16 protein-coding genes are annotated in these 22,642 nt (G+C 57.5%); 9 read left to right on the top strand and 7 right to left on the bottom strand.

What is annotated here, in order from left to right; all coding sequences use genetic code 11:
• Window positions 1-89: 89 nt before the first annotated feature.
• Window positions 90-1,268 carry a pyridoxal phosphate-dependent aminotransferase gene (locus ABJK70_RS01135; RefSeq protein ID WP_205781135.1) on the top strand — a complete coding sequence of 393 codons (1,179 nt, stop codon included), beginning with the start codon at window positions 90-92 and terminating at the stop codon, window positions 1,266-1,268.
• A gap of 22 nt (window positions 1,269-1,290) precedes the next feature.
• Here ABJK70_RS01135 and ABJK70_RS01130 read toward each other — a convergent pair whose 3' ends face one another.
• Both ABJK70_RS01130 and ABJK70_RS01125 read right to left on the bottom strand, forming a co-directional pair.
• Entirely contained in the window at window positions 1,291-3,111 is a 1,821-nt protein-coding gene (locus tag ABJK70_RS01130) for an EAL domain-containing protein (protein WP_086135278.1), read from the bottom strand.
• A 116-nt stretch (window positions 3,112-3,227) separates the two neighbouring features.
• Window positions 3,228-4,844, bottom strand: coding sequence for a methyl-accepting chemotaxis protein (locus ABJK70_RS01125; RefSeq protein ID WP_347257278.1), 1,617 nt, complete (start codon window positions 4,842-4,844; stop codon window positions 3,228-3,230).
• Window positions 4,845-5,144: 300 nt separating this feature from the next.
• On the opposite strand from ABJK70_RS01125, the gene ABJK70_RS01120 reads away from it, so the two are divergent.
• From ABJK70_RS01120 to ABJK70_RS01095, 6 genes are all read left to right on the top strand, one after another.
• Complete coding sequence (locus tag ABJK70_RS01120; protein WP_086135280.1) at window positions 5,145-7,226, top strand: carbon starvation CstA family protein; 2,082 nt, start codon at window positions 5,145-5,147, stop codon at window positions 7,224-7,226.
• Between the two features lie 372 nt (window positions 7,227-7,598).
• Window positions 7,599-9,386: an assimilatory sulfite reductase (NADPH) flavoprotein subunit gene (locus ABJK70_RS01115; protein WP_347257277.1), complete on the top strand. Its 1,788-nt coding sequence runs from the start codon at window positions 7,599-7,601 to the stop codon at window positions 9,384-9,386.
• Window positions 9,337-11,094 (top strand): assimilatory sulfite reductase (NADPH) hemoprotein subunit, encoded by a 1,758-nt coding sequence (gene cysI, locus ABJK70_RS01110; protein WP_347257276.1) that lies wholly within the window; start codon window positions 9,337-9,339, stop codon window positions 11,092-11,094. Before ABJK70_RS01115 ends, cysI begins: the two co-directional genes overlap by 50 nt.
• A 619-nt stretch (window positions 11,095-11,713) precedes the next feature.
• Window positions 11,714-13,228 carry a PAS domain S-box protein gene (locus ABJK70_RS01105; RefSeq protein ID WP_347257275.1) on the top strand — a complete coding sequence of 505 codons (1,515 nt, stop codon included), beginning with the start codon at window positions 11,714-11,716 and terminating at the stop codon, window positions 13,226-13,228.
• Window positions 13,225-13,653, top strand: a complete 429-nt coding sequence (locus ABJK70_RS01100; RefSeq protein ID WP_077731172.1) for a response regulator — start codon at window positions 13,225-13,227, stop codon at window positions 13,651-13,653. Before ABJK70_RS01105 ends, ABJK70_RS01100 begins: the two co-directional genes overlap by 4 nt.
• Window positions 13,654-13,661: 8 nt before the next feature.
• Entirely contained in the window at window positions 13,662-14,936 is a 1,275-nt protein-coding gene (locus ABJK70_RS01095) for a hybrid sensor histidine kinase/response regulator (RefSeq protein ID WP_077731173.1), read from the top strand.
• A gap of 225 nt (window positions 14,937-15,161) precedes the next feature.
• Here the strand turns inward: ABJK70_RS01095 and ABJK70_RS01090 are convergent, their stop codons facing one another.
• The 5 genes from ABJK70_RS01090 to yegQ all read right to left on the bottom strand — a co-directional run bounded on the left by ABJK70_RS01090 (window position 15,162) and on the right by yegQ (window position 20,903).
• Window positions 15,162-17,063, bottom strand: coding sequence for a diguanylate cyclase (locus tag ABJK70_RS01090; protein WP_139841148.1), 1,902 nt, complete (start codon window positions 17,061-17,063; stop codon window positions 15,162-15,164).
• Between the two features lie 335 nt (window positions 17,064-17,398).
• Complete coding sequence (gene ispH / locus ABJK70_RS01085; RefSeq protein WP_077731175.1) at window positions 17,399-18,337, bottom strand: 4-hydroxy-3-methylbut-2-enyl diphosphate reductase; 939 nt, start codon at window positions 18,335-18,337, stop codon at window positions 17,399-17,401.
• 61 nt (window positions 18,338-18,398) lie between these two features.
• The gene (locus ABJK70_RS01080; protein ID WP_077731176.1) at window positions 18,399-18,965 is read right to left on the bottom strand and encodes a cob(I)yrinic acid a,c-diamide adenosyltransferase; all 567 of its coding nucleotides are present in this window, start codon (window positions 18,963-18,965) and stop codon (window positions 18,399-18,401) included.
• 2 nt (window positions 18,966-18,967) lie between these two features.
• Window positions 18,968-19,453, bottom strand: a complete 486-nt coding sequence (rraA, locus tag ABJK70_RS01075; protein WP_077731177.1) for a ribonuclease E activity regulator RraA — start codon at window positions 19,451-19,453, stop codon at window positions 18,968-18,970.
• 103 nt (window positions 19,454-19,556) lie between these two features.
• A complete protein-coding gene (gene yegQ / locus ABJK70_RS01070; RefSeq protein WP_086135282.1) occupies window positions 19,557-20,903 on the bottom strand; it encodes a tRNA 5-hydroxyuridine modification protein YegQ in 1,347 nt (448 codons plus the stop codon).
• A gap of 92 nt (window positions 20,904-20,995) precedes the next feature.
• Here yegQ and cysM point away from each other — a divergent pair, with 92 nt between their 5' ends.
• Together cysM and ABJK70_RS01060 are read left to right on the top strand one after the other, a co-directional pair.
• Window positions 20,996-21,886, top strand: coding sequence for a cysteine synthase CysM (cysM, locus tag ABJK70_RS01065; RefSeq protein WP_347257274.1), 891 nt, complete (start codon window positions 20,996-20,998; stop codon window positions 21,884-21,886).
• A gap of 2 nt (window positions 21,887-21,888) precedes the next feature.
• Window positions 21,889-22,642, top strand: a 754-nt coding sequence (locus ABJK70_RS01060) for a TRAM domain-containing protein (protein WP_347257273.1), incomplete at its 3' end; no start/stop codon positions are given.

Genomic DNA, 22,642 nt, shown 5'->3' with positions numbered 1-22,642 from the left:
GCGTCCGGCTTGTGCATCCTGCGCCGAGCGAGAGGCATTTTAACCGATGCGGGAAAGCGCCTTACAATTCGCGTTTTTGGCAGTGTGACATGACGAAGCATCGACCGAAGGTCAGCCGGCGCATGAGCGCCGTGCAAGCCCCCATCATTCCGGTAATTGCCGAGTTGATCCGAAGCCATCCCGGAACGGTTTCGCTGGGGCAGGGCGTGGTGTTCTACGGTCCGCCAGCGGCTGCCCACGAAGCGATCCGCGGTTTCTTCGCGAAACCGGAAAATCAGAAGTACGGCCCCGTCCAGGGCATGTCTCGGCTGCTCGAGTTGATCGAGCGAAAACTGGCGGCAGAGAACGGTATCCGCGTTGGCGCAGAGCGACGCATCGTAGTAACGGCCGGCGGAAACATGGGTTTTCTCAATGCCCTGTTCGCCATCGCCGATCCGGGCGACGAAATCATCCTGCCGCTTCCGTACTATTTCAACCAGGAAATGGCGATCCGGATGCTCAACTGCACGCCGGTGTTCGTGCCGACGGACGAGAACTATCAACTTCGGACCGATCTCATCCGGGCCGCCGTTAACGATCGGACCCGGGCAATCGTCACCATCTCGCCGAACAATCCCAGCGGAGCGGTTTATTCGGAAGACGCCTTGCGGGCGGTCAACGCGATTTGCCGAGAACACGGGATATACCATATCAGCGACGAGGCTTACGAATATTTCACCTACGGCGCGAAGCATTTTTCGCCGGCCTCAGTGCAAAATTCCGAGCCGCACACCATCTCGCTGTTCTCGCTTTCCAAGGCTTACGGTTTCGCGAGCTGGCGCATTGGTTACATGGTGATTCCGGAGCATTTGTACGAGGCGGTGCTGAAAGCCCAGGACACCAATCTCATCTGCGCGCCCTCGATTTCGCAGCACGCAGCGGTCGGAGCGCTCGAGACAGGTTCCGGCTATTGCCGCGAGAAACTGGAGACCATCGGCCGGGTTCGCGAGATCGTTTTGGACGGACTGCGGAATCTGGCCGATATCTGCCGGGTTCCGGAAGCCCAGGGCGCTTTCTATCTTCTGCTAAAGCTCGATACCGAGCTCGACTCAATGATGGTCGCGGAACGCCTGATCCGGGAGCACAAGGTGGCCGTCATTCCGGGCAAGGCTTTCGGGCTGGAAACAGGCTGTTATCTGCGGGTTGCCTACGGTGCTCTGGAGCCCGAGACGGCCGCCGAGGGAACTCGGCGGCTCGTGGGGGGATTGCGCGCCGTTGTCGATGCGTGAGTCTGGGTGAGCAGCATCTGGGCTAGACGATGCCGGATTCGAAGTTCATTCGGCAATCGGGGCGGCTTAGGAACCATGCGGCGAAATGATCGGGCGGCACGGGTTTGGAAATGTGGTAACCCTGCACCTCGGCACAATCGTTCGCCGCAACCAAGGCCAACTCTGAGTTGGTTTCGATGCCTTCGGCGATGATTTCCAGCCCCAGATTTTTTCCGAGCGCCACGATGGCGCGCACGATGGCAAGGTTCGCCGGAACCTTGTCGATATTGCGGATGAACGACTGGTCGATCTTGAGTCGATCCAGAGGAAACTCCCGCAAGTAACTAAGACTTGAATACCCCGTACCGAAATCGTCGATGGCAAGCCTCACTCCCAACCGCCTGAGTTGGGCCAGAGAATCGATCGTAGTTGGCGCATCGCCCATGACCACGCCTTCGGTAAGTTCAAGTTCGAGGTATTCGGGCTTGATGCCGCTCTCCTCGATGATGCCTTTCACCAGGCCATGAAAATCCCTCTGGCGGAACTGCACGGCCGAAATGTTAACCGCTATGCGGATTGGGGGCAGTCCCTCGCCTTGCCAGGCCATATGCTGTCGGCACGCTTCACGCAGCACCCATTCGCCGATGGGGACAATGAGTCCGGTTTCCTCGGCAATCGGGATGAATTTGGCTGGGGAGACCAGCCCTAACCGCGGGTGATGCCAGCGTAGGAGGACTTCCACCCCCAAGACTTCGCCCGTGACTGCATTGCATTGAGGCTGGTAATGGAGTCTGAATTCCTTGTCGTCGAGTGCCGTACGTAGCCCTTTTTCGATGGTCAACCGTTCCAGCACCCCGTTCTCCATGTGCTCGTCATAAACAAGGCACTGTCCTCCGTAGTTTTCCTTCGCCTTATACATGGCGGCATCCGACTTGCGCATCAATCCGTCGGTAGTTAGATCATGGTCGGGGAAAAGCGAGACGCCGATGCTGGAAGTGATATGCAAGTCATTGGTCAATACGGAAAAAGGCCTGGCCAAGGCAGCCGTTATCGATTCGGCCACCAAGACGGCATCGGAGGCGTTGTGAAGGTTCTCGAGGATGACGGTGAATTCGTCGCCGCTCAGCCGGGCCACTGTGTCGCTTTTTCTGACGCAGGCAACGAGCCGTTCGGCCACGCCCTTTAACAGCAAGTCTCCGCTGGCGTGTCCGAAGGTGTCATTGATGAATTTGAACCGGTCCAGATCGATGAAGAGCAGCGCAACCTTGCTGCCGTGTCTTTGCGCATTGAGACATGCCCGTTGCAGTCGATCTTCGAAGAGCAAGCGATTCGGAAGTCCGGTGAGTTGATCGAAGTGGGCGAGATAATAGAGGTGAGCCTGTTTTCTTCGAGTAATCTCGTCGAGCAGGTCGTGTCCGGTGCCCATGCCGGCATAGATGCCGTTTTTGGTAACGATATAGCCGTTAACCATGTGCCGCATTCCAGCGTCGACGATGATGCTGGCCAGATCGTCGATGCCAGTATGCGCTTCGACGACGATGGGGCTGGGGTCCATGAACTCGTCGATCGTTTTCTTGTAGTTCAGGTCGCGTGCAAAGGGCTGAATAAAGATTTCGACCAGGGAATGGCGATCGACGATGCCGATCGGCACGAGGTTTTCGTCCGTTATGGCAGCCGAATAAAGCTCCTGATCCTTGATGAACAAGCTCAAAACATCAAGGCAGCCGGTATTCCGCGAAAGAGGAGGTACGTATTTCAAGAGGCGCGCCACCGTCCCTTGGTGAATGACCTCAGAGACGTCCATGTCCGGAAATTTCTGCTCCAAATATTTGTGTACTGCCGGAAAGGGATGCATTGGACGCATGGGATTATCTCGCTGAAGATGGCTTCGGATCTCAGTTGCCCCGAGAAGCTGCCAAAGGCTTACAACTTTGGAGCATTCTGGGTGGCGACTCCGAAGCTGAGCATCCGTCGGAAGTTTTAGACCTTGAACAACGCCGTCACGCGGTTCATCGAATCGGCGGTCAGCGATAAATCGCGGGCGGCCTGGGCGGACCGGGTCGCGCCCTCCGCGGTCGAATTGCAGATGCGTCCGATGGCAACGATGTTGCGATTGATGTCGCCCACGACCGCCGTTTGCTGCTCGGCGGCGCTTGCGACTTGCGTGTTCATGTCGGTGAGCTGGCCGATCATCTGGGTGATGCGCGCAAGGGCTTCGCCCGCTTTGCCGGCCTCGGTTATGGTCGCTTTCATTTGATTGCGGCCGTCTTCCATAGCTTGGACCGCGGATTTCGCTTCCGCTTGAAGCTGTTCGATAGTGGCTTGAATCTCGGCGGTCGATTGCTGGGTCTTGCTCGCCAGACTGCGGACTTCTTCGGCGACGACCGCGAAGCCGCGTCCCGATTCGCCGGCCCGCGCGGCCTCGATGGCGGCGTTCAAGGCCAGCAAGTTGGTTTGATCGGCGATATTGCGTATCACATCCAAGACAGCGCCGATGCGTTCGGTCTGCTTTTCCAGAATGCCGACGACCTCGGTGGCTTTGCCCATATCGATCGCCAAGACGTCGATAGCTTCCGTTGCCTTGTCTACGATCCGTTTGGCGTTCTGCGTTTCCCGATTAGTCGCCTGAACCGCTTCGGCTGTGGCATGTGCCGTACGGGCAACGTCTTGAATCGCGACCGTCATCTGCTCCACGGCCGCAACCAGTTGGTGTATTCCGTTTTGCTGCTGCTGGACGCCCTGACTTGCGGAATCGCTGACGTTCAGCAAGTGTTTTGATTCCTGGTTGATCCTTTCGCTGCAGGCCAGCAGCTGATGCAAGGTGTCCTGGAGTTTGGCCGCGAAGCGGTTGAAGCTGCCGGCAATCGACGCGACTTCGTTGCGGCCTTGATCGTTCAGGCGAATCGTCAAGTCGCTGGTACCTTGGCTGATGGTCGAGAAATGGTCGGCGACCTTCCGTAGGGGAAGATAAACACCTTGGTACAGGTAAACACAGGAAAGCATTGATAAGGTCAAGGTCACGAGTCCGAAGGAGAGTAGCATCGCCAGCGCTTTTTCCTTGGAACGGTCGGCTTCGGCACTGGCCTCGTCGGCGGTATTTTCGATCATGCTGGACAAGGACGAGAGCTTGGTCTCGATGTCCCGGAACGTGCCCAGGAAATCGGGAGGAAGATCACGGGACGTTTCTCCGTCCGACAAGGCCCTCGAAACCAGTACATTGGCGTCGAACTCGTAGATCTCGATCAGCGGCTTGACCGCGTCCAGTTCGTGCAATGCCGCTTCGGGAAGATTGTAGGTGCTGAGCGATGAGATGGATTGCCGCAGTCGTTCGCTGGTGTCCCGCAACACGCCTCGAATTTCCTCACGTTCTTCCGAAGCAGCGTCCGGGTGCAGCAACAACGCGCGGCTGACTGCGCCGAACAAGCCGTGATGCAACCGATCCGCTTCGGCGCTGCTTTTCAGCGCTTGAACTTTCAAGTGCAACTTGGTGACGCTTTCGGACTGCGCAAACAGCCCCCAGCAGGCGAGCCCGGTAATCAGACCGACACAGGAAAAGCCAATTACGGCAGAGAGAAAAATTTTTTGTTTGAAAGTCATGAGTGAGACGTCTGCTTGAAACAGTGTTGCTAGTGCCAAGAATTTTGTGACGAAGATGTCACAGAAATATGACAGTTTTGAGGACAAGGCCGAGCACAGCGTTCTGATCATGTTGATTGCAAATTTTGTCAGGTGCCGATGGGTTGTATGACCGCTAGTAAATGAGCGCCGGATTCGAAGATAGTGGAAAGCTTTCAGGAACAGGCATATCCCAAATTCACGCTTTGGCTGGATTTGGCTTTATCCTATGGCGCATTTTGACGACGTTTGCCTCGGCTATTTCGGAAAAGAGCGCAAGAAATGAGAGAACAGGGTTCGAGTATTCAAAAATTGGCGATTTGGTTCTTGGTGGCTCTGATCGGAGCGGCGGCGTTCGGCGGGATCGCCTTGAATCGGGGGGAGAGCGTCAACAGCCTTTGGTTCGTGACCGCGGCGGTTTGCGTCTACGCTCTGGGCTACCGTTTCTACAGCGCCTTCGTTGCGGCCAAGGTTCTGGGTCTGGACGGCACGCGGGCGACGCCGGCTGAGCGTTTCAACGACGGGCGCGATTTCGTGCCGACCAATCGCTGGGTAGTATTCGGCCATCATTTTGCCGCCATCGCCGGCCCAGGACCCTTGATCGGTCCGACCCTCGCGGCGCAGTTCGGCTATCTGCCCGGCACCTTGTGGATACTGATCGGAGCCGTCATCGGCGGCTGCGTGCAGGACTTCGTGATCCTGTTCTGTTCGATCCGGCGCGACGGGCGCTCCTTAGGCCAGATGGCGCGCGACGAGCTCGGTCCCATCGGCGGTAACGCGGCGTTGCTGGGCGTCATGTGCATCATGATCATCCTTATCGCGGTGCTGGGCCTGGTGGTGGTGAACGCCATGAAACACAGCCCCTGGGCTACATCCACGGTGGCGGCAACCATTCCCATCGCCATGGTGGTCGGTATCTACATGCGGCATCTCAGGCCGGGACGAGTGATCGAAGCGACGGTGCTTGGCGTTAGCCTGCTGCTGCTGGCGGTTTGGGGCGGCGGCGCCATCGACGAGGTGGCGGGCCTCCGTGGCTGGTTCGACTACGAGGGACCGCAGTTGGCGCTCATGGTTATCGCTTACGGCTTTGCAGCGGCCGTGCTGCCGGTATGGCTGCTTCTGGCTCCGCGCGATTACCTGTCCACATTCATGAAACTGGGAACGATAGCAGCCTTGGCGGTGGCCATCGTCATCCTTCACCCTGAAGTGAAGATGCCGGCCCTGACCCGGTTCGTCGACGGCAGCGGACCCATTTTCGGCGGCAAGCTGTTTCCGTTCGTCTTTATCACCATCGCCTGCGGCGCCATCTCCGGCTTCCATTCCCTGATTTCGTCGGGGACTACGCCCAAGCTTTTGGCCAATGAAGCCGACGCCCGATTCATCGGCTACGGCGCGATGATGATGGAGTCGTTCGTAGCCATCATGGCCATGGTGGCGGCGACCGTCCTTGATCCGGGTGTTTATTTCGCCATCAACAGCCCCGCGGGCGTGGTGGGCAAAGATGCGGCGGAAGCGGTAGCGAAGATTTCCGCCTGGGGATTTCCGGTAACCGTCGGGCAGATGTATGCGCTGGCTCAGCAAATGGGCGAATCTACCCTGTTCGCCCGCACCGGCGGAGCGCCATCGCTGGCGGTGGGCATGGCATCTCTTTTTGCCAGCGCTTTCGGGCAGGGCTTGCTCTCGCTCTGGTATCACTTCGCCATCATGTTCGAAGCGCTGTTCATTTTGACCACCCTGGATGCCGGTACCCGCGTTGCCCGCTTCATGCTACAGGACGTGTTGGGTAACTGGATGCCCGCGCTTGGGCGGACCTCCTGGTATCCCGGCGTGATTCTGACGTCCGGATTAGTGGTGGCCGGCTGGGGGTATCTCCTCTACATCGGCACCATAGATCCCTTGGGCGGTATCAACAGCCTGTGGCCTTTGTTCGGTATCGCCAACCAGATGCTGGCGGGAATTGCTCTCTGCGTGGCCACCACCATCCTGGTCAAAACGGGGAAGCTTCGTTTCGCTTGGGTAACCGGCGTGCCGCTCGCGTGGCTTCTGATCATCACCACTTCGGCGGCATGGGAAAAGCTGTTCAGCCCGGAGCTTCGCATCGGGTTTCTGGCGCATGCACGGGATTTAAGCGACAAGCTGGCGGCGGGGCTGCTGCCCGAGGATCAAGCCGCCAAGGCGTCACAGCTCATCTTCAACGATTATCTCGACGCCGGGTTGACTGCGCTGTTCCTGGCCGTTTCCTGGATCCTGGCCGGTGACACCTTGCGGGTGTGCGGGCTGATTCTGGCCCGGAAACCCCATCCGCCGCTCAGCGAATCGCCTCACATACCGAGCCGGCTGATCGAGGATTGGGTGAGGGATTGATACTCGGTCTGCCGGGAAGGATTAGAGCGCACCCCCGGGTTCTGCGGCATCTTTTTATTCCGAAATGGTTTAATGAAATGAATTAATATTCTTTATCGTTATTCATGCATTTTTGATATATTTTTTCCCAATGTATTCAAGCCATGCCGACAGGGTGGCCGAAAGCCAGTGCGTCCGTGCGGGTCACTGGCTTTCGTTTGTCTTGTAGGGCGTTGGATCCTCAGGTTTCCTGTGGCATGGCGTTTAGTGGCGATTCGAATCCGACCGCGATGCGGCAAGGCCGCCGGCTTTAGGTCCATGATCGTGGCGTAGCAGGCCATGTGGACCGGTCTAATCGCCAGTTCGGCAGCAACTTCTTCAAGAGACTATTCAGTGAGCACACTCAGCGGCCCCTTGAACCCACAACAATGGGATATCTTGAGACGCTTGGCAGAAGGGCTTTCCCACGAGCAGAGAGTTTGGGCCAGCGGTTATCTGGCGGGATTCGGCGATGCCGAGCAGAAACGCATTCCATCACCTCCGCTTCGATCTTCGGAGGCGTCCGCGGGGGTAACCGTGCTTTTCGGCTCGCAAACCGGAAACGCCGAAAAGATCGCCAAAGCGCTGCATGCTCGATTGCAGCAAAGCGGCATCGCGGCGCGGCTGGAGGACATGGGCAGCTACCAGAGCGCCCAACTCAGACGCGACCGTTGCCTCCTCGTGATCGCGAGCACCCACGGCGAGGGCGAGCCGCCGGACAATGCCCGCCCGTTTTATGAGTTCCTGCACGGGAAGAAAGCACCCAAGCTGGAGGGTTTGCGGTTTTCCGTCCTGGCCCTTGGCGATACCAGCTACGAATATTTCTGCAAAACCGGGCGCGATTTCGACAGCCGGTTGGAAGACTTGGGCGCGACCCGCCTTCATCCCCGTGCGGATTGCGACGTCGATTACGAGGAAACGGCGGAAGGCTGGATGGAGGGCGTACTGGCGGCCTTGGCCCGATCTCGGGAGCCGCGGGTGGAGGTATCGACCCCGGCCGCGTCGGATCAGGTATCCGCGTACTCTAAGAAACAGCCGTTCCCGGCTACCCTGCTGGAAAACGTCCGATTGACGGGACGAGGCTCCACCAAGGACGTGCGGCATATCGAACTTTCCATCGAGGGCTCCGGATTGCGCTACGAGCCGGGCGATGCTCTGGGCGTGGTTCCCTCGAACCGGCCGGAGCGGGCGGCCGATCTTATGGAGAGCATCGGGCTCGATCCAAGCGCAGCCGTTTCCGGCTCCGACGGCGTCGAAACCACGCTGGAAGACGCGCTTCTGCATCATTTTGAAATTACGACGCTTACCCGTCCGTTTTTGGAGAAGTATGCAGAGCTGTCCGGTTCCGCCGAATTGGCCGAATTGCTCAAGGACGAAAACCGGTCGCGTTTTCGGGACTTTCTCGGCGGTCGGGAAATCATCGATGTGGTGCGGCGGTATCCGGTGCCCGGCATCAGCGCCGATCGGTTCGTCGCCATGCTGCGCAAACTTCCGCCCCGGCTTTATTCCATCGCATCGAGCCTTAATGCCAATCCCGACGAAGTGCATCTCACCGTCGGTGTCGTGCGCTACGAAAGTCACGGGATGGAGCGTCATGGCGTCGCGTCGACATTTCTCGCCGATCGGGTGGCCGAGGAGAGGCAGGTGCCGGTATACGTCGATAGCAACACCAATTTCCGGCTGCCCGAGGACCCTGGCGCTCCGATCATCATGGTCGGACCGGGAACGGGCGTGGCGCCTTTTCGCGCCTTTCTGGCGGAGCGCGAGATCGCGGGGGCCAGGGGCAAGAGCTGGCTGTTTTTCGGCGACCGAAATTTCCACACCGATTTTCTGTATCAGCGGGAGTGGTTAGCTCATCGGAGGAACGGTCTCTTGAGCCGGATCGATGTGGCGTTTTCGCGTGATGACGACAATAAGGTCTATGTGCAGCACAGGATGCTCGAACAAAGCCGTCAACTGTATGCGTGGCTGGAAGAGGGGGCGTATTTCTATGTCTGCGGCGACGCTAAGCGTATGGCCCCCGACGTTCACGAGGCTTTGATCGCCGTCGTGGCAAAAGAAGGGGGCATCGACCGTGAACGGGCCGAGCAATATGTCCGGAACTTGCAGTCCTCGAAGCGCTACCAGCGTGACGTGTATTGAGGAGGCGATGATGGAAGAACGCATGCAAGCCAGCGAAGACGAAGACCTCAAGGCGCGCAGCCTCTATTTGCGGGGAACAATCGAGGAAAGCCTGGCCGATCGGGCGACCGGCGCCGTATCCCCGGAAGACGCCAAGCTGCTCAAGTTCCACGGCACCTATCAGCAGGACGACCGGGATCTCCGCAACGAGCGCCAGCGGCAGAAGCTGGAGCCGGCCTACGGCTTCATGGTCCGGGTGCGGATGCCGGGCGGCGTCTGCACGCCTCGGCAATGGCTGCAACTGGACGAACTGGCGCGCCGTTACGGCTACGGTTCGCTGCGCATCACGACCCGCCAGACCTTCCAGTTTCATGGCGTCTTGAAACGGCACCTCAAGGCGACTATCGCCGGCATCAATCACGCCTTGCTGGATACCATCGCCGCCTGCGGGGATGTTAACCGCAACGTGGTTTGCCACAACAACCCCTATCTTTCCCCGCTGCACGAAGAACTTTACGACTGGAGCAAACGCCTTGGCGCGCACCTGCTCCCGAAGATGCGGGCCTACCACGAAATCTGGCTGGACGGCGAGCGCGTCGCCGGGACGCCGGCCGAGGAAGAGCCCTTGTACGGCAAGCATTATCTGCCGCGGAAGTTCAAGATCGGCATTGCGTTGCCTCCCCATAACGATATCGATGTCTTTGCCCAGGACTTGGGATTCATTGCCATCGCCGAACGCGGAGAGTTGCTCGGTTTTAATGTCGCTGTGGGCGGCGGCATGGGCATGAGCCATAACGAGCCTTTGACTTACCCGCGTCTCGCCGAAGGCATCGGTTTTTGCCGGCCCGATCGTCTCATCGAAGTCGCCGAAAACGTACTCAAGGTGCAACGCGACTTCGGCGACCGGAGTAACCGCAAACATGCCCGGCTGAAGTACACCCTGGACGACCGAGGCACGGAATGGTTCAAGGCCGAATTGGAAACTCGGCTCGGCTGGCGGCTCGAACCGGCGCGGCCGTTTCGTTTCGAAAGCACCGGCGACCGCTTCGGCTGGGTGCGGGACGACCGGGGGCAGTGGCACCTGACGCTCGGCATCCTCAGCGGGCGTCTGAGAGATACGCCCGAGGCCGCCTGGCTGACGGGTCTGCGCGAAATCGCCGAGTTCCATGAGGGCGACTTCCGCTTGACCGCCAACCAGAATCTGATTATCGCCAAGATCGGCGAATCCGCTAGACCTAAGATCGAAGCCTTGCTCGACCGGTATCGAATTCCGGACGCCGAGCGCTGGAGCGGCTTGCGGCGGCAAGCCTTGTCGTGCGTGGCCTTGCCCACCTGTGGATTGGCCATGGCCGAGAGCGAACGCTGGTTGCCGGCGCTTCTCGCGCGGCTCGAGCCGCTGCTGAAAAAGGCCGGATTGGAAAGAGACGCCATTACTCTCCGGGTCACCGGCTGTCCCAACGGCTGCGCGCGTCCGTATCTCGGCGAAATCGGACTGGTCGGCAAGAGTTTGGGAAAGTACAACCTTTATCTGGGGGCGGGCTCCGACGGTAGCCGCTTGAACTCCCTGTACCGGGAAGGGCTTTCGGAAGACGAAATTGTGGATGCACTGGGTCCTATCATCGCGCACTATGCGCACGAGCGTCGGACGGGAGAGTCTTTCGGCGATTTCGTTATCCGGGCGGGCTATGTACTTGAAGTCAAGGCAGGACGCGAATTTCAGCGGACCTAGACGGCTGAATTCCGCTGCTGCCATCATTGCAATCTTCAACCGGCGTGCACAATCGCGCCTACAATCCTGCAACCATGACCACGCCGGGGCAACAGCCCCGCTAAACCATTTTCATTCCGCGTTAACAACATTCGGTGTTATTCCATTCGGCATTCGAATGCACGTTAATCGTAGGGTGGGTTAGCGCAGCGTAACCCACCGGTCCGAGGTCGCTCGGTGGGTTACGGCGCACGCGAAGCGCAGTGATTGGCGGTCGATCAGTGCTGATGTGCGCCTAACCCACCCTACAAAAATTAATTCCTGATTGAAAGCGATTTGGAATTAAATGCACGTACAGGGACGACTCGATTGCCTTTACACCCGAATTGAAAGAGCGCTGGCTCGAGATTTTCCATGCGTTCCCGGAACGCGAATGAAAATAAATTGTCAGCGCATAATGATCAGAAACGCATGCAAATTTGTTTTCTATCATTCGTAACATCTGGTTGACCTTTGGACAAAAATTTGATTCCCTAACAGGTCACTTGTTATTGATGGTCGATGCGCTTTCGACCGGGCTTGGGGCAACGTAAGTCCCGCAATCTGTGACGCTTTAAATTCTCACTTCTCGTTTCTCCTCATGGATGAAGCAGGCAACAGACCAGAATCCTTCTTCCGTATGATTACGGAGAGTGCGCCATATGCGCTGGTGCTGGTCGACCATGACGGCAGGATCGTTTTAGTCAATGCGTATTTGGAGCAGTTGTTCGGTTATTCAAGAGACGAATTGCTTGGATGCTCGATCGACGTTTTCATTCCCGAGCGGTTTAGAATCGGGCACGAGGCATATCGCCAAAGCTTTAACAAGGATCCCGAGCGAAAACCCATGGGCATGGGGCGGGACCTTTACGGTTTGTGCAAGAACGGCGAGGAAATTCCCGTCGAAATCGCTCTGAATCCGATACATGTCGATAAGAAAAACTATGTGTTGGCAGCCATAGCCGACATCACTCAGCGCAAGCAGGCCGAAGAGATTGTGCGGCAAAGCGAAGCGCGTTTGAATTTGGCTTTGAGCGCTGCAAGGGCGGGAACCTGGGACTGGGACATACTTCAGGACAAAGTGATGTGGTCGGATGGCTCTTATCATCTGCTTGGGCTCAAGCCGGGAGAGTGCGAGGCGTCCGCCAAGAATTGGCTCGAAAGAGTGCATCCCGATGATCGAGCCGTCGTAAAAGAGGCTGTGGATTCGGTGATCAAACGGTTTATGACGCAAAGGAAGCAGGATGCGTTCAATCTGGAATATCGCGTCTTGCACACCGACGGCAGCATTCGGTGGGTCAACGATCGAGGCCAAGTCTTGTACGGTCGGTACGGTCGTCCCGTCCGCATGATCGGTATCATGCTCGATGTGACCGAACGCAAGACGGCGGAGGAGCAACTTGCCGCGCAAGCGCAGGAGCTGGCGCGCTCCAATGCCGAATTGCAGGAATTCGCTTATGTGGCTTCCCATGATCTACAGGAGCCGTTACGGGCAGTGGCGGGTTGCGTGGAAATCATTCGGCGGCGATACCAGGAAAAGCTGGACGTGCGGGCGGATGAGGTGATTTCGCATGCGGTGGACGGCGCCGCACGCATGCAAAACCTCATCAATGATCTATTGGCATATTCGCGTATCGGCTCACGGGATCAACCTTTTGAACCGACGGACTGTCAAGCGATCTTAAACACAGTCTTGGCCAATCTCGAAGTCCCCATCAGCGAAAGCGGAGCCAAGATAACCCATGACCACCTGCCCACGATTTCCGCGGATTCCGGCCAACTCATCCAACTGTTTCAGAATTTGATCAGCAACGCCGTCAAATTCCGCGGTGACCGAACACCACAGATTCATATCGGCGTAAAAAAACAAAACAACGAGTGGGTATTTGCGGTCGCCGACAATGGCATCGGTATAGAATCCCCTTATTTCGAACGGATATTCAGGATTTTTCAGCGATTGCACGCGCGGAACGACTATCCCGGCACCGGGATCGGACTCGCGATTTGTAAGAGAGTCGTGGAGCGACATGGCGGGCGGATTTGGGTGGAATCCGAGCCCGGCCGCGGTACGACCTTCTTTTTTACTTTTCCTACCAAGCTCAGAGCGATCCGATGAGACCCGTCAATATCCTGCTGGTTGAAGATAGCCCCACCGATGTGCTTCTCACCCAAGAAGCGCTCGAATCCGCAAAGCTGCTCACCGAGCTGTTTATCGTGGAGGACGGCGTGGAAGCCACCTCGTTTCTCCGGCGGGAGGGTAAATACGCTGATGCGCCACGTCCGGACCTAATTCTTCTCGATCTTAATCTGCCGAAGAAGGACGGCCGCGAGGTTCTCGCCGAAATCAAGAGCGATGCGAATCTAAAAATGATTCCGGTAGTGGTGATGACGGTATCCAAGGCGGAGGAGGACATTCTTCGGGCGTACGGATTGCATGCCAACTGCTACATCACCAAGCCGGTCCATTTCGACAGTTTTGTTAAAGTGGTTCAGGCCATCGAGAGTTTCTGGTTTACGGTGGTGAGCCTTCCTACCCGGTAGTTTAGCCTATGCAGCAGCACTACCACGTTCTCCTGGTGGAGGACAGCCCGAGCGATGCCTTCCTGGTCGAAGATGCGTTAGGCCAGGTCGGCATGGTGTGTTTCGATTTGGAACGGGCTGCTCGGCTCAGCGAAGCGAAGGAAATCCTAAGGCGGCAGCGGTTCGACGTGATCCTTTTGGATCTCAACTTACCCGATGCCGAAGGCGTCGATACGCTGTTGAAGATCCGCGATATGGCGGGTTCGGTTCCCATCGTCGTCTTCACCGGTCTGGACAATGAGGCTGTCGGATTTCGCCTGATCCAGGAAGGGGCTCAGGATTTTGTCATTAAGGGGCAGTTTCAGGGTAACCTGCTCATCCGGTCCATTCGTTATGCCATAGAACGCAAGCGAATCGAGGAGGCGCTGAAAGAGGCCGACCGCCGCAAGGACGAATTTCTCGCCATGCTGTCCCACGAGTTGCGCAATCCGCTCGCGCCCATCCGCAATGCGGTCGAAGTCTTGAAACAACCGAATGTTACGCCGTTTCACGTGGATTGGGCGCAGGGCATCATCGATCGCCAGTTGAGCCAGCTTACGCGCTTGGTCGACGATCTGCTGGACATGTCGCGCCTCACCTGTGGCAAGGTAACGCTCAAGCCTCAAGTCCTGGAGCTCACGACGCCTGTTCTGCAAGCCGTCGAAGCAAGTCGTCCGCTTATCGAGGCCAGTCAGCATGAGTTGTGCATACAATTACCGTCCGCGCCGCTTTGGGTGGAAGCCGATTTCGCTCGATTGACGCAGGTATTTTCCAATCTTTTGGATAATGCGGCGAAATATACGGACGAGGGCGGTGTTATCCAGTTGCTGGTCGAGGCGGAGGAGCAAAAGGCGGTGATACGGGTGCAGGATAACGGGATGGGCATATCGCCTTCGAGTCTCCCGCACATCTTCGACTTGTTTACCCAGGAGCCGCGTTCCCTTGATCGGGCACAAGGCGGTCTTGGCATCGGTTTAAGCCTGGTCAAGCGATTGGTAGAAATGCATGGCGGAGAAGTGGAAGCCTACAGCGCCGGCACTGGCGCGGGTAGCGAATTCGTGGTGCGGTTGCCCTTGGTGGATACGAATTCATCTGAAGAAATTCCGCCGCCGCAGGGGGCTGGAGATACAAACGAACCCGGGAAGACACGTGAAACGAGGTTCGATCATCATTTTTCCATGCCATCAGATCGCAAGGCGCTCAAACCGTTTTCGAAGTATTCCAAACGAGTCCGTCGATTAAAGATTGCCGGTACTTCTCGCTGATCGCTCGCGGAAGCGCCAGACAGGCTGGTGCAAGTATTATCCTCCGTTCACCCTCTTTGAAGCCGAGTCTAATTCCGTTCGGCATTCGAGTGAACATTATGTAGAGTGAGTTAGGTCGTTCGGTGGGTTACGGCGCACGCGAAGCGCAGTGATCGGCGGTTGGTCAGTGCTGATGTGCGCCTAACCCACCCTACGAAAATGAATTCCTGATTTGCTACGGCATCTCTAAGCGGCTCGCTGCGGCGAGTAGAACCGAACGGCGTTGCGTCCGGCGTGCTTCGCGCGATAGAGGGCCTGATCCGCGCGGTGAAGCAAGTCGTTCTCATTGACCGTCTGGTCCGTCGAAACCGCGACACCGATACTTATCGTCACCAGTCTGGTCAACTTTACCGTCTGAATCTGATGCTTTTCGACATCGCCTCGCAGCCTTTCGCTTAAGGTTTTCGCAACGGCTACATCGGTGTTCGGCGCTATTACGATAAATTCTTCCCCGCCCAATCGACACACGACATCGGTGGAGCGCAGCATGGAGCGTATGATTTTGGCTGTGTGTACCAATACTTGGTCGCCGGCTTGATGCCCGAAGATATCGTTGATCTGCTTAAAATGGTCCAGGTCCAGGAGCATGATGGTTAAGGGCCTGCCTGTGCGGCGCCAAACAGACCATTCTTCGTCGAGCCTGGCGAATGCGTAGCGGCGATTAGGAACCTTGGTCAATGAGTCCGTCATCGCCATGACTTCCATTTTTCGCTTTGCGATCGCCAGTTCGCGGGCATATCGGCTGATTTCCTGCTGCTCGCGGGCCATTTCTTCCTGCAGTTGTATGATGCGTTGTCCGCCGCGCACTCGAGCGATAAGCACCCTGTCGTGGACCGGGGTTACGATGAAATCGTCGGCTCCCGCGTCGAAAGCTTGCACCAAGAACTCGTTGTCCGGCGCGGAGGTCAGAACGATCAAATAGATTTGACGCCCGAGCTCGGAGGCTCGAAGCGCTTTGCAGAACTGTATGCTGTCGATGGGGCATTTGTCGGAGGCTGCAATAATAAGCTGCGGCTTTTCCGTGACAGTGATCTGTATGCCTTCATCGGCGTTGCTCGTCGTGAGCACTTCGTGGCCATCGGCGTCTAATAGCTTTTCAAGATCGGATATGCGCTCGTAACCGCTATCCAGCAAGAGAATTTTGAGGCCAGCCGGTTTTGGATCGATGCCGATTTGATCGGTGTCGGGCGGTTTTATCAGCGGCAGTTCGCCGACCGGAATGCTCAGGAAACGGCTCGTTATCTGCCACTGTTGAGTGACTTGATCCCAAAGCTCCTCCAAATCGGATTCGTCCAGGCCGAGTGTCTGTGCCATGGCGATGATTTGCGGGAGCAGCGCGTTTCTAGCGTCCGCATCCACATCGCAACAGCGGCCGAGCAAAGTCGCCAGCCGCAATTGCGCGGCAAAGCGCTCGGCTCTGGTGCTCTCTGATGTCAATGGCCCCGCGTCGGTATTACTAAGCGCTAACGCTTCGAGCATAACGGCAGGGAAGCCCCACTCTTTCAATAAACCGAGCGTGATTTGGCGATGGTCTATGGAAAATCGTTCCTGTTCCGACTCGATTAACCCATCGTCATCTCCGGGCCTGCATGCGGCTAGGCACTGAGCGTATTCATCCGGGTACACGCTGGCCAATGCCAGTTGGCCGATCTCGGACAAAAGAGCGCAAGTAAACGCTTCTTCCGGAGCGAAAGTACGATCACGTGTCGCTATGGCTTGGATGGATAGGGCCCGGGCTAAAGAATCGGACCAGAAAACCCGGTAATCGAATGATCCGCAGGCCCCTCTCAGATTCCCTTGGATTACTGAAAGGCTAAGCGCGAACTGACGTACGGTATTCGTGCCCAAAAGCCCAATGGCATCGACGACCGCTACAACCGGCCGACGTGCACCGATGTGTGCCGAGTTCGCAAATTGGATCACTCTGCCCGTCAAGGCCGGATCGATTTGCACGAGTTGGGCGATTTCCTGTGCGGTTGCGTCTTTCTTGTGGGTCAGGCGCATGATTTCGAGTGCGACGCCGAAAGGGGAAGGCAGCTTCCCTGTGGTCTTCAGTTCTTCGAAACGATTTTCCTGGGCTCTTAACATCTGGCGCTCAATCCCGATTCCGCATGCTTGAAAAGCTCCAAAAAGAGCATTTTCGGTTCCGACTTCCTGTAGTCTCAACGGTCTCGACCGGAATCCGGTCGAATGAGCGACTCTACACCAAGATGGAGGCACTCTAGAAGTAAGTCTAGCTTCCCAGTGTTGAATTGCAGTGAATAGATTGCTGAGGCGGTGCCAACTCGATTGTTAGAGTGAGGTACGAGTCAGGCGGGACGCGGGGAGAGGAGGTGCACCTTCTGGTCCGCCGCGGATCAGAAGGTGCTAAAGGAGTTTTATCCGCCGGTCTTGCGACGCGATTTACCGGCGGATAACGATTCTTAGGCCGTGCGCCGAAGATCTTTGGGCAGAGAAAATACGACTTTTTCCTCGATGCCTCGGGTCTCCATTACCGTCCGTCCGCCCCATTCCTTAAGCTTGGAGATGACTTTGGTTACGAGAATTTCAGGAGCCGAAGCGCCGGCTGTAACGCCGATTTTCTGAGCGCCGTCTATCCAATTTCGTTGAAGCTGATCGGCATCATCGATCAAGTAGGCCGCACGCCCGAGCTTCTCGGCGATTTCTCTCAGCCTGTTGGAATTGGAGCTATTCGGGGAGCCGACCACTAGAATGACGTCGCAATGGGTGGCGAGCTTCTTCACCGCATCCTGGCGGTTTTGCGTGGCGTAGCAGATATCGTCTTTTCTTGGGCCGATGATATTCGGGAAGCGCTTTTTCAAGGTATCCACGACGGCTTGAGTGTCGTCAATGGAGAGGGTGGTTTGGGTAACATAGGCCAGATTGTCCGGATTCGTGACTTGAAGCGTGTCGACATCTTCCGGCGATTCCACGAGATAAATCCCGCCGTTCGGATTGACGTACTGTCCCATGGTGCCTTCCACTTCGGGGTGTCCGGCGTGGCCGATGAATATGATTTCCCGCCCTTCGTTCGCGTGTTGATGTACTTCGATATGCACTTTGGTGACCAAGGGACAGGTGGCGTCGAACACCTGGAGACCGCGTTCCTGAGCTTCCTCCTGAATGGCCTTGGAAACTCCATGTGCGCTGAAAATCACGGTGGAGTTTTCCGGAACTTCCGAAAGCTCTTCCACGAATACCGCTCCCCGATCGCGCAAGCCGTCGACGACATAGCGGTTATGGACCACTTCGTGCCGTACGTAAATCGGAGCTCCGAAAACCTCGATGGCGCGTTCGACGATTTCGATGGCGCGGTCGACGCCAGCGCAAAAACCGCGGGGATTGGCGAGTATGATTTCCATAGGCGTGTGGGTAATTTCTGACTAAGAGGGTGGGAGATTCTTACATTTTAGGCAAGCCGAATCAATGTGGCGGCTGCGGAGCGGGACGACGAGGCTGCCACAGCGTTTCCGTTCCGTCGCCCTGCCGAGCCAAGATACGCGCGACCACGAACAAGAAGTCCGATAGACGGTTGAGATAGGCGAGGGCAAACGTATCTACAGGCTCTGCTTTTCCCAGCGAAACCAGCACCCGTTCGGCCCGGCGGCAGACGGCACGGGCGACATGGCAATGTGCCGCGGGCGGATTTCCGCCGGGCAATATGAAATTCTGCAACCAAGGCAGTTGGTTATTGAAATGATCCAACCACTGTTCCAGCCAGTCGATATGACTTTGGTCGATGGAGCGGCGTCCGGGAATGCACAAGTCTCCGCCGAGGTCGAATAGAACTTGTTGAACTTCGGTCAGGCAGTCCGCCACCTTGGGCGGTGCGGTATAAGCTAGGACCAATCCGATATGACTGTTGAGTTCGTCGAGCGCGCCATAGGCCTCGACGCGCGGGGCATCCTTGCCGACGCGGGTTCCGTCGCCGAGCCCGGTAGTGCCCTTGTCGCCGGTCCGCGTATAGATCTTGGTGAGTCGGTGTCCCATGGTCAGGCCAACTGATCCTCGGTCACGACGATGCCGTCTTCGTCGGCGTAGACGTAATAACCGGTCCTGAAATTGATGCCGGCAAAAGTGACGAGGATGTCCCGATCACCGCCGCCTTTTTTGTGGCTTTTCAAAGGATGGGTATGCAGCGCCCGGATGCCGATGGGTAGCCGGTTGACTTCCACCGAGTCCCGGATACAGCCGTAGACGATGATGCCCTGCCAGCCGTTGTCGCAGGCGAGCCTGGCTAGATTGCTCCCAAGCAAGGCGCAGCGGTGGGAACCGCCTCCGTCGACGACGAGAACCCGGTCCTCGACCTTCTCTTCGAGCACCGCTCGAAGCAGGATATTATCCTCGAAGATCTTGAGCGTCGTGACGCGACCGCTGAAGGCGCTCTTGCCGCCGAAAGGGCGAAACATCGGTTCGGCGATCTGCAAATGATGAGTGCCGGAGTATCGATCGCAAAGATCGGGGGTGGTAAACGTCATAAGCAGTCTCCGCACGGTAAGATTCAGGAGGCGTTATGATACCCGACCGAGCTTCGCGGGTGGACCATTCGAGGAGGCCGCCTTTCCGAAGCTTACAGGAAGCTTACAGATACCGGGCGATCAATCCGTTCCGGCAATCGCCGACCGGCACCGGTATCCTGACGTTATAGCCGCCGCCCGGTGCTTCCTGCATGGGGTTGCCGCGTTCGTCTTCCATGTGCTGCAACACGATGTCGCGGTTGCCCTGCGGCAGAATCAGTTCGAGCCGGTCGCCCACGGCAAATTTGTTTTTCACCAAGACGGCCGCGAGTCCGGAGTTCTCGTCGAAATCGGCGATTTCCCCCACGAATTGCTGGCGGTGGCTTTCCGAATGGCCGCGGATGTAGTTTTGATAGTCTTGGGTGTGGTGGCGCACGTAAAAGCCGTCGGTATAGCCGCGCTGTGCCAGGTTTTCCAGCACGCCCAGCAGCGTGGGATCGAATTTCCGCCCGGCCAGGGCGTCGTCGATCGCTTGCCGGTAGACCTGCGCGGTGCGCGCCACGTAATAGTAGGATTTGGTGCGCCCTTCGATCTTGAAGCTGTCGACGCCCAACGCCACCAGGCGCTGCACGTGCTCCACGGCGCGCAGGTCCTTCGAGTTGAGAATATAGGTGCCGTGCTCGTCCTCCATGACCGGCATGAGTTCGCCCGGCCGCGTTTCTTCTTCGAGAAAATAGACCTGGTCGGCCAAGGGATGGCGGGCCTGATCGCCGCAAGCCGAGAGATTTTGATTGAGGTCGGACAACGACAGGCGGAGCTGTCCGGGAATGTAATCGCCTTCGGCGTTTTCTTCCGCCGGCGCCAAATCGTACTTCCAGCGGCAGGCGTTGGTGCAGGTGCCCTGGTTCGGGTCGCGGTGATTGAAATAACCGGACAGCAGGCAGCGTCCCGAGTAGGCAATACATAGGGCGCCGTGCACGAACACTTCGAGCTCCATGTCCGGGCACTGTTGCCGGATTTCTCCGATTTCATCCAGGGAAAGCTCGCGCGACAGAATGATCCGCTCGATCCCGACCGATTTCCAGAAGCGCACCGCCGCGTAGTTGAGCGTATTGGCCTGGACCGAGAGATGGATAGGCATGTCCGGCCATGCCTCCCGGGCCAGCATGATCAAGCCGGGATCGGCCATGATGAGGGCATCCGGCCCCATGGCGACGATCGGCGTCAAATCCTTGATGAAGGTTTTCACCTTGGCGTTGTGCGGGAGGACGTTGGTCGCGAGATAGAAGGATTTGCCCTGTTCATGAGCCTCGGATATGCCCATTGCGAGATTCCTTTCCAGGAAATCGTTGTTCCGAACCCGCAGGCTGTAGCGCGGCAGGCCGGCGTAGACCGCATCGGCGCCGTAAGCGAAGGCATAGCGCATGTTTTTGAGGGTGCCTGCCGGAGACAGCAATTCGACTTTTTGCATGGCACAAAACGTGAAATGGTAAAATTTGAACTTTTCCTATTATCCCATAGTTGAGCGTATCGCTCAGGAATATCAACCTCTCGAGAACGGCCATGATTTTTCCCACCATAGAATCCTTTGTCGGAAATACGCCATTGGTCAGATTGCAGCGTCTTCCGGGGGAGACGAGCAATACCATTCTGGCGAAGCTGGAAGGCGATAATCCCGCGGGATCGGTGAAGGACCGGCCGGCGATCAGCATGATCAAGCGCGCCGAAGAGCGCGGCGAGATCAAGCCGGGCGATCGGCTGATCGAAGCCACAAGCGGAAACACCGGCATTGCCCTGGCGATGGCGGCGGCCATCAAAGGTTATCGGATGACTCTGATCATGCCGGAAAACATGAGCGCGGAACGGCGCGCCGTGATGAAAGCGTTCGGCGCCGAAATCATCTTGACTCCCGCCGAAGGCAGCATGGAAGCGGCCATCGATCTGGCCCGGGACATGGAGCGAAAGGGTGAAGGTCGAATCCTCGATCAGTTCTCCAATCCGGATAATCCGCGCGCTCACTACGAAGGTACCGGCCCGGAGATTTGGCGCGACACGCAGGGCACGGTGACCCACTTCGTCAGCTCGATGGGAACCACCGGCACCATTATGGGTACGTCGACGTTTTTGAAAGAGAAAAATCCGGCGGTGCAGATCATCGGCGTTCAGCCCAAGGACCAGGCCAAGATTCCCGGCATACGCCGCTGGCCCAAGGAATACCTGCCGAAAATCTGCGATTTCAGCCGAGTCGATCGCATCATGGACGTAACGCAAGAAGAGGCGGAGGAAACGACTCGCCAACTGGCGGCGCGCGAAGGCATTTTTGCCGGCATCTCGTCCGGCGGCGCGGTGTCGGCGGCCCTGCGCCTGTCTAAAGAAGTCGAAAACGCGGTGATCGTCGTTATCATCTGCGATCGCGGCGACCGCTATTTGTCCACCGGCGTATTTCCGGACTGACCATGGCCGCACGAGCACGCAAAAAAAACCTTCCCCAGGAAGCTTTCCGGGCGCACATCGATTCCTTCGCTCATGACGGACGGGGCGTCGCCCGCGTCGAAGGCAAGGCCGTTTTCATCGACGGCGCGCTGCCGGGCGAGGACGTGACCTTCGTCTATACGTCCGTTCGCCGCGATTATGCCGAAGGCAAGGTCGAGGAGGTCATAACGCCGGCACCGGGACGGGTTCAACCCCGTTGTCCGAGCTTTGGCGTCTGCGGCGGTTGTAGCTTTCAACATCTGACCGACGCGGCGCAGATCGAAGAAAAGCAAAAGCTTTTGGCGGATCAGTTCCGGCGCATCGGCAAAATCGACGAGGTGCCGCTGTGGCCGCCGTTGACCGGCCCCCACTGGGGTTATCGCCACAAGGCCCGTCTCGGCGTGAAATACGTGCCGAAGAAAGGGCGGGTGCTGGTCGGGTTTCGCGAGCGCTCCAGTCCCTTCATCGCCGATTTGGAATCCTGCCCCGTGCTGCATCCAAAGGTCGGCGAGCGCCTCCGAGAACTGTCGGAATTGATCGGTTTGTTGAGTATCAAGGATAGGCTCCCGCAGATCGAGGTCGCCGTGGGCGATGAACGCACCGCGCTGGTGTTTCGCATCCTCGAGGATGCTTCCACGGACGATTTGGAACGGCTGAAGGCGTTCGGCGCGCGCTTCGAGTTCGACGTTTATGTACAGCGGCAGGGTCCCGATTCGATCGTCCCGCTTTATCCGGAGC

The sequence above is a fragment of the Methylocaldum sp. genome, assembly GCF_039794385.1.
Lineage (GTDB): Bacteria > Pseudomonadota > Gammaproteobacteria > Methylococcales > Methylococcaceae > Methylocaldum.
The sequence above is the reverse complement of the archived record's forward strand: the minus strand, read 5'-3'. Positions and strand labels throughout refer to the sequence as shown.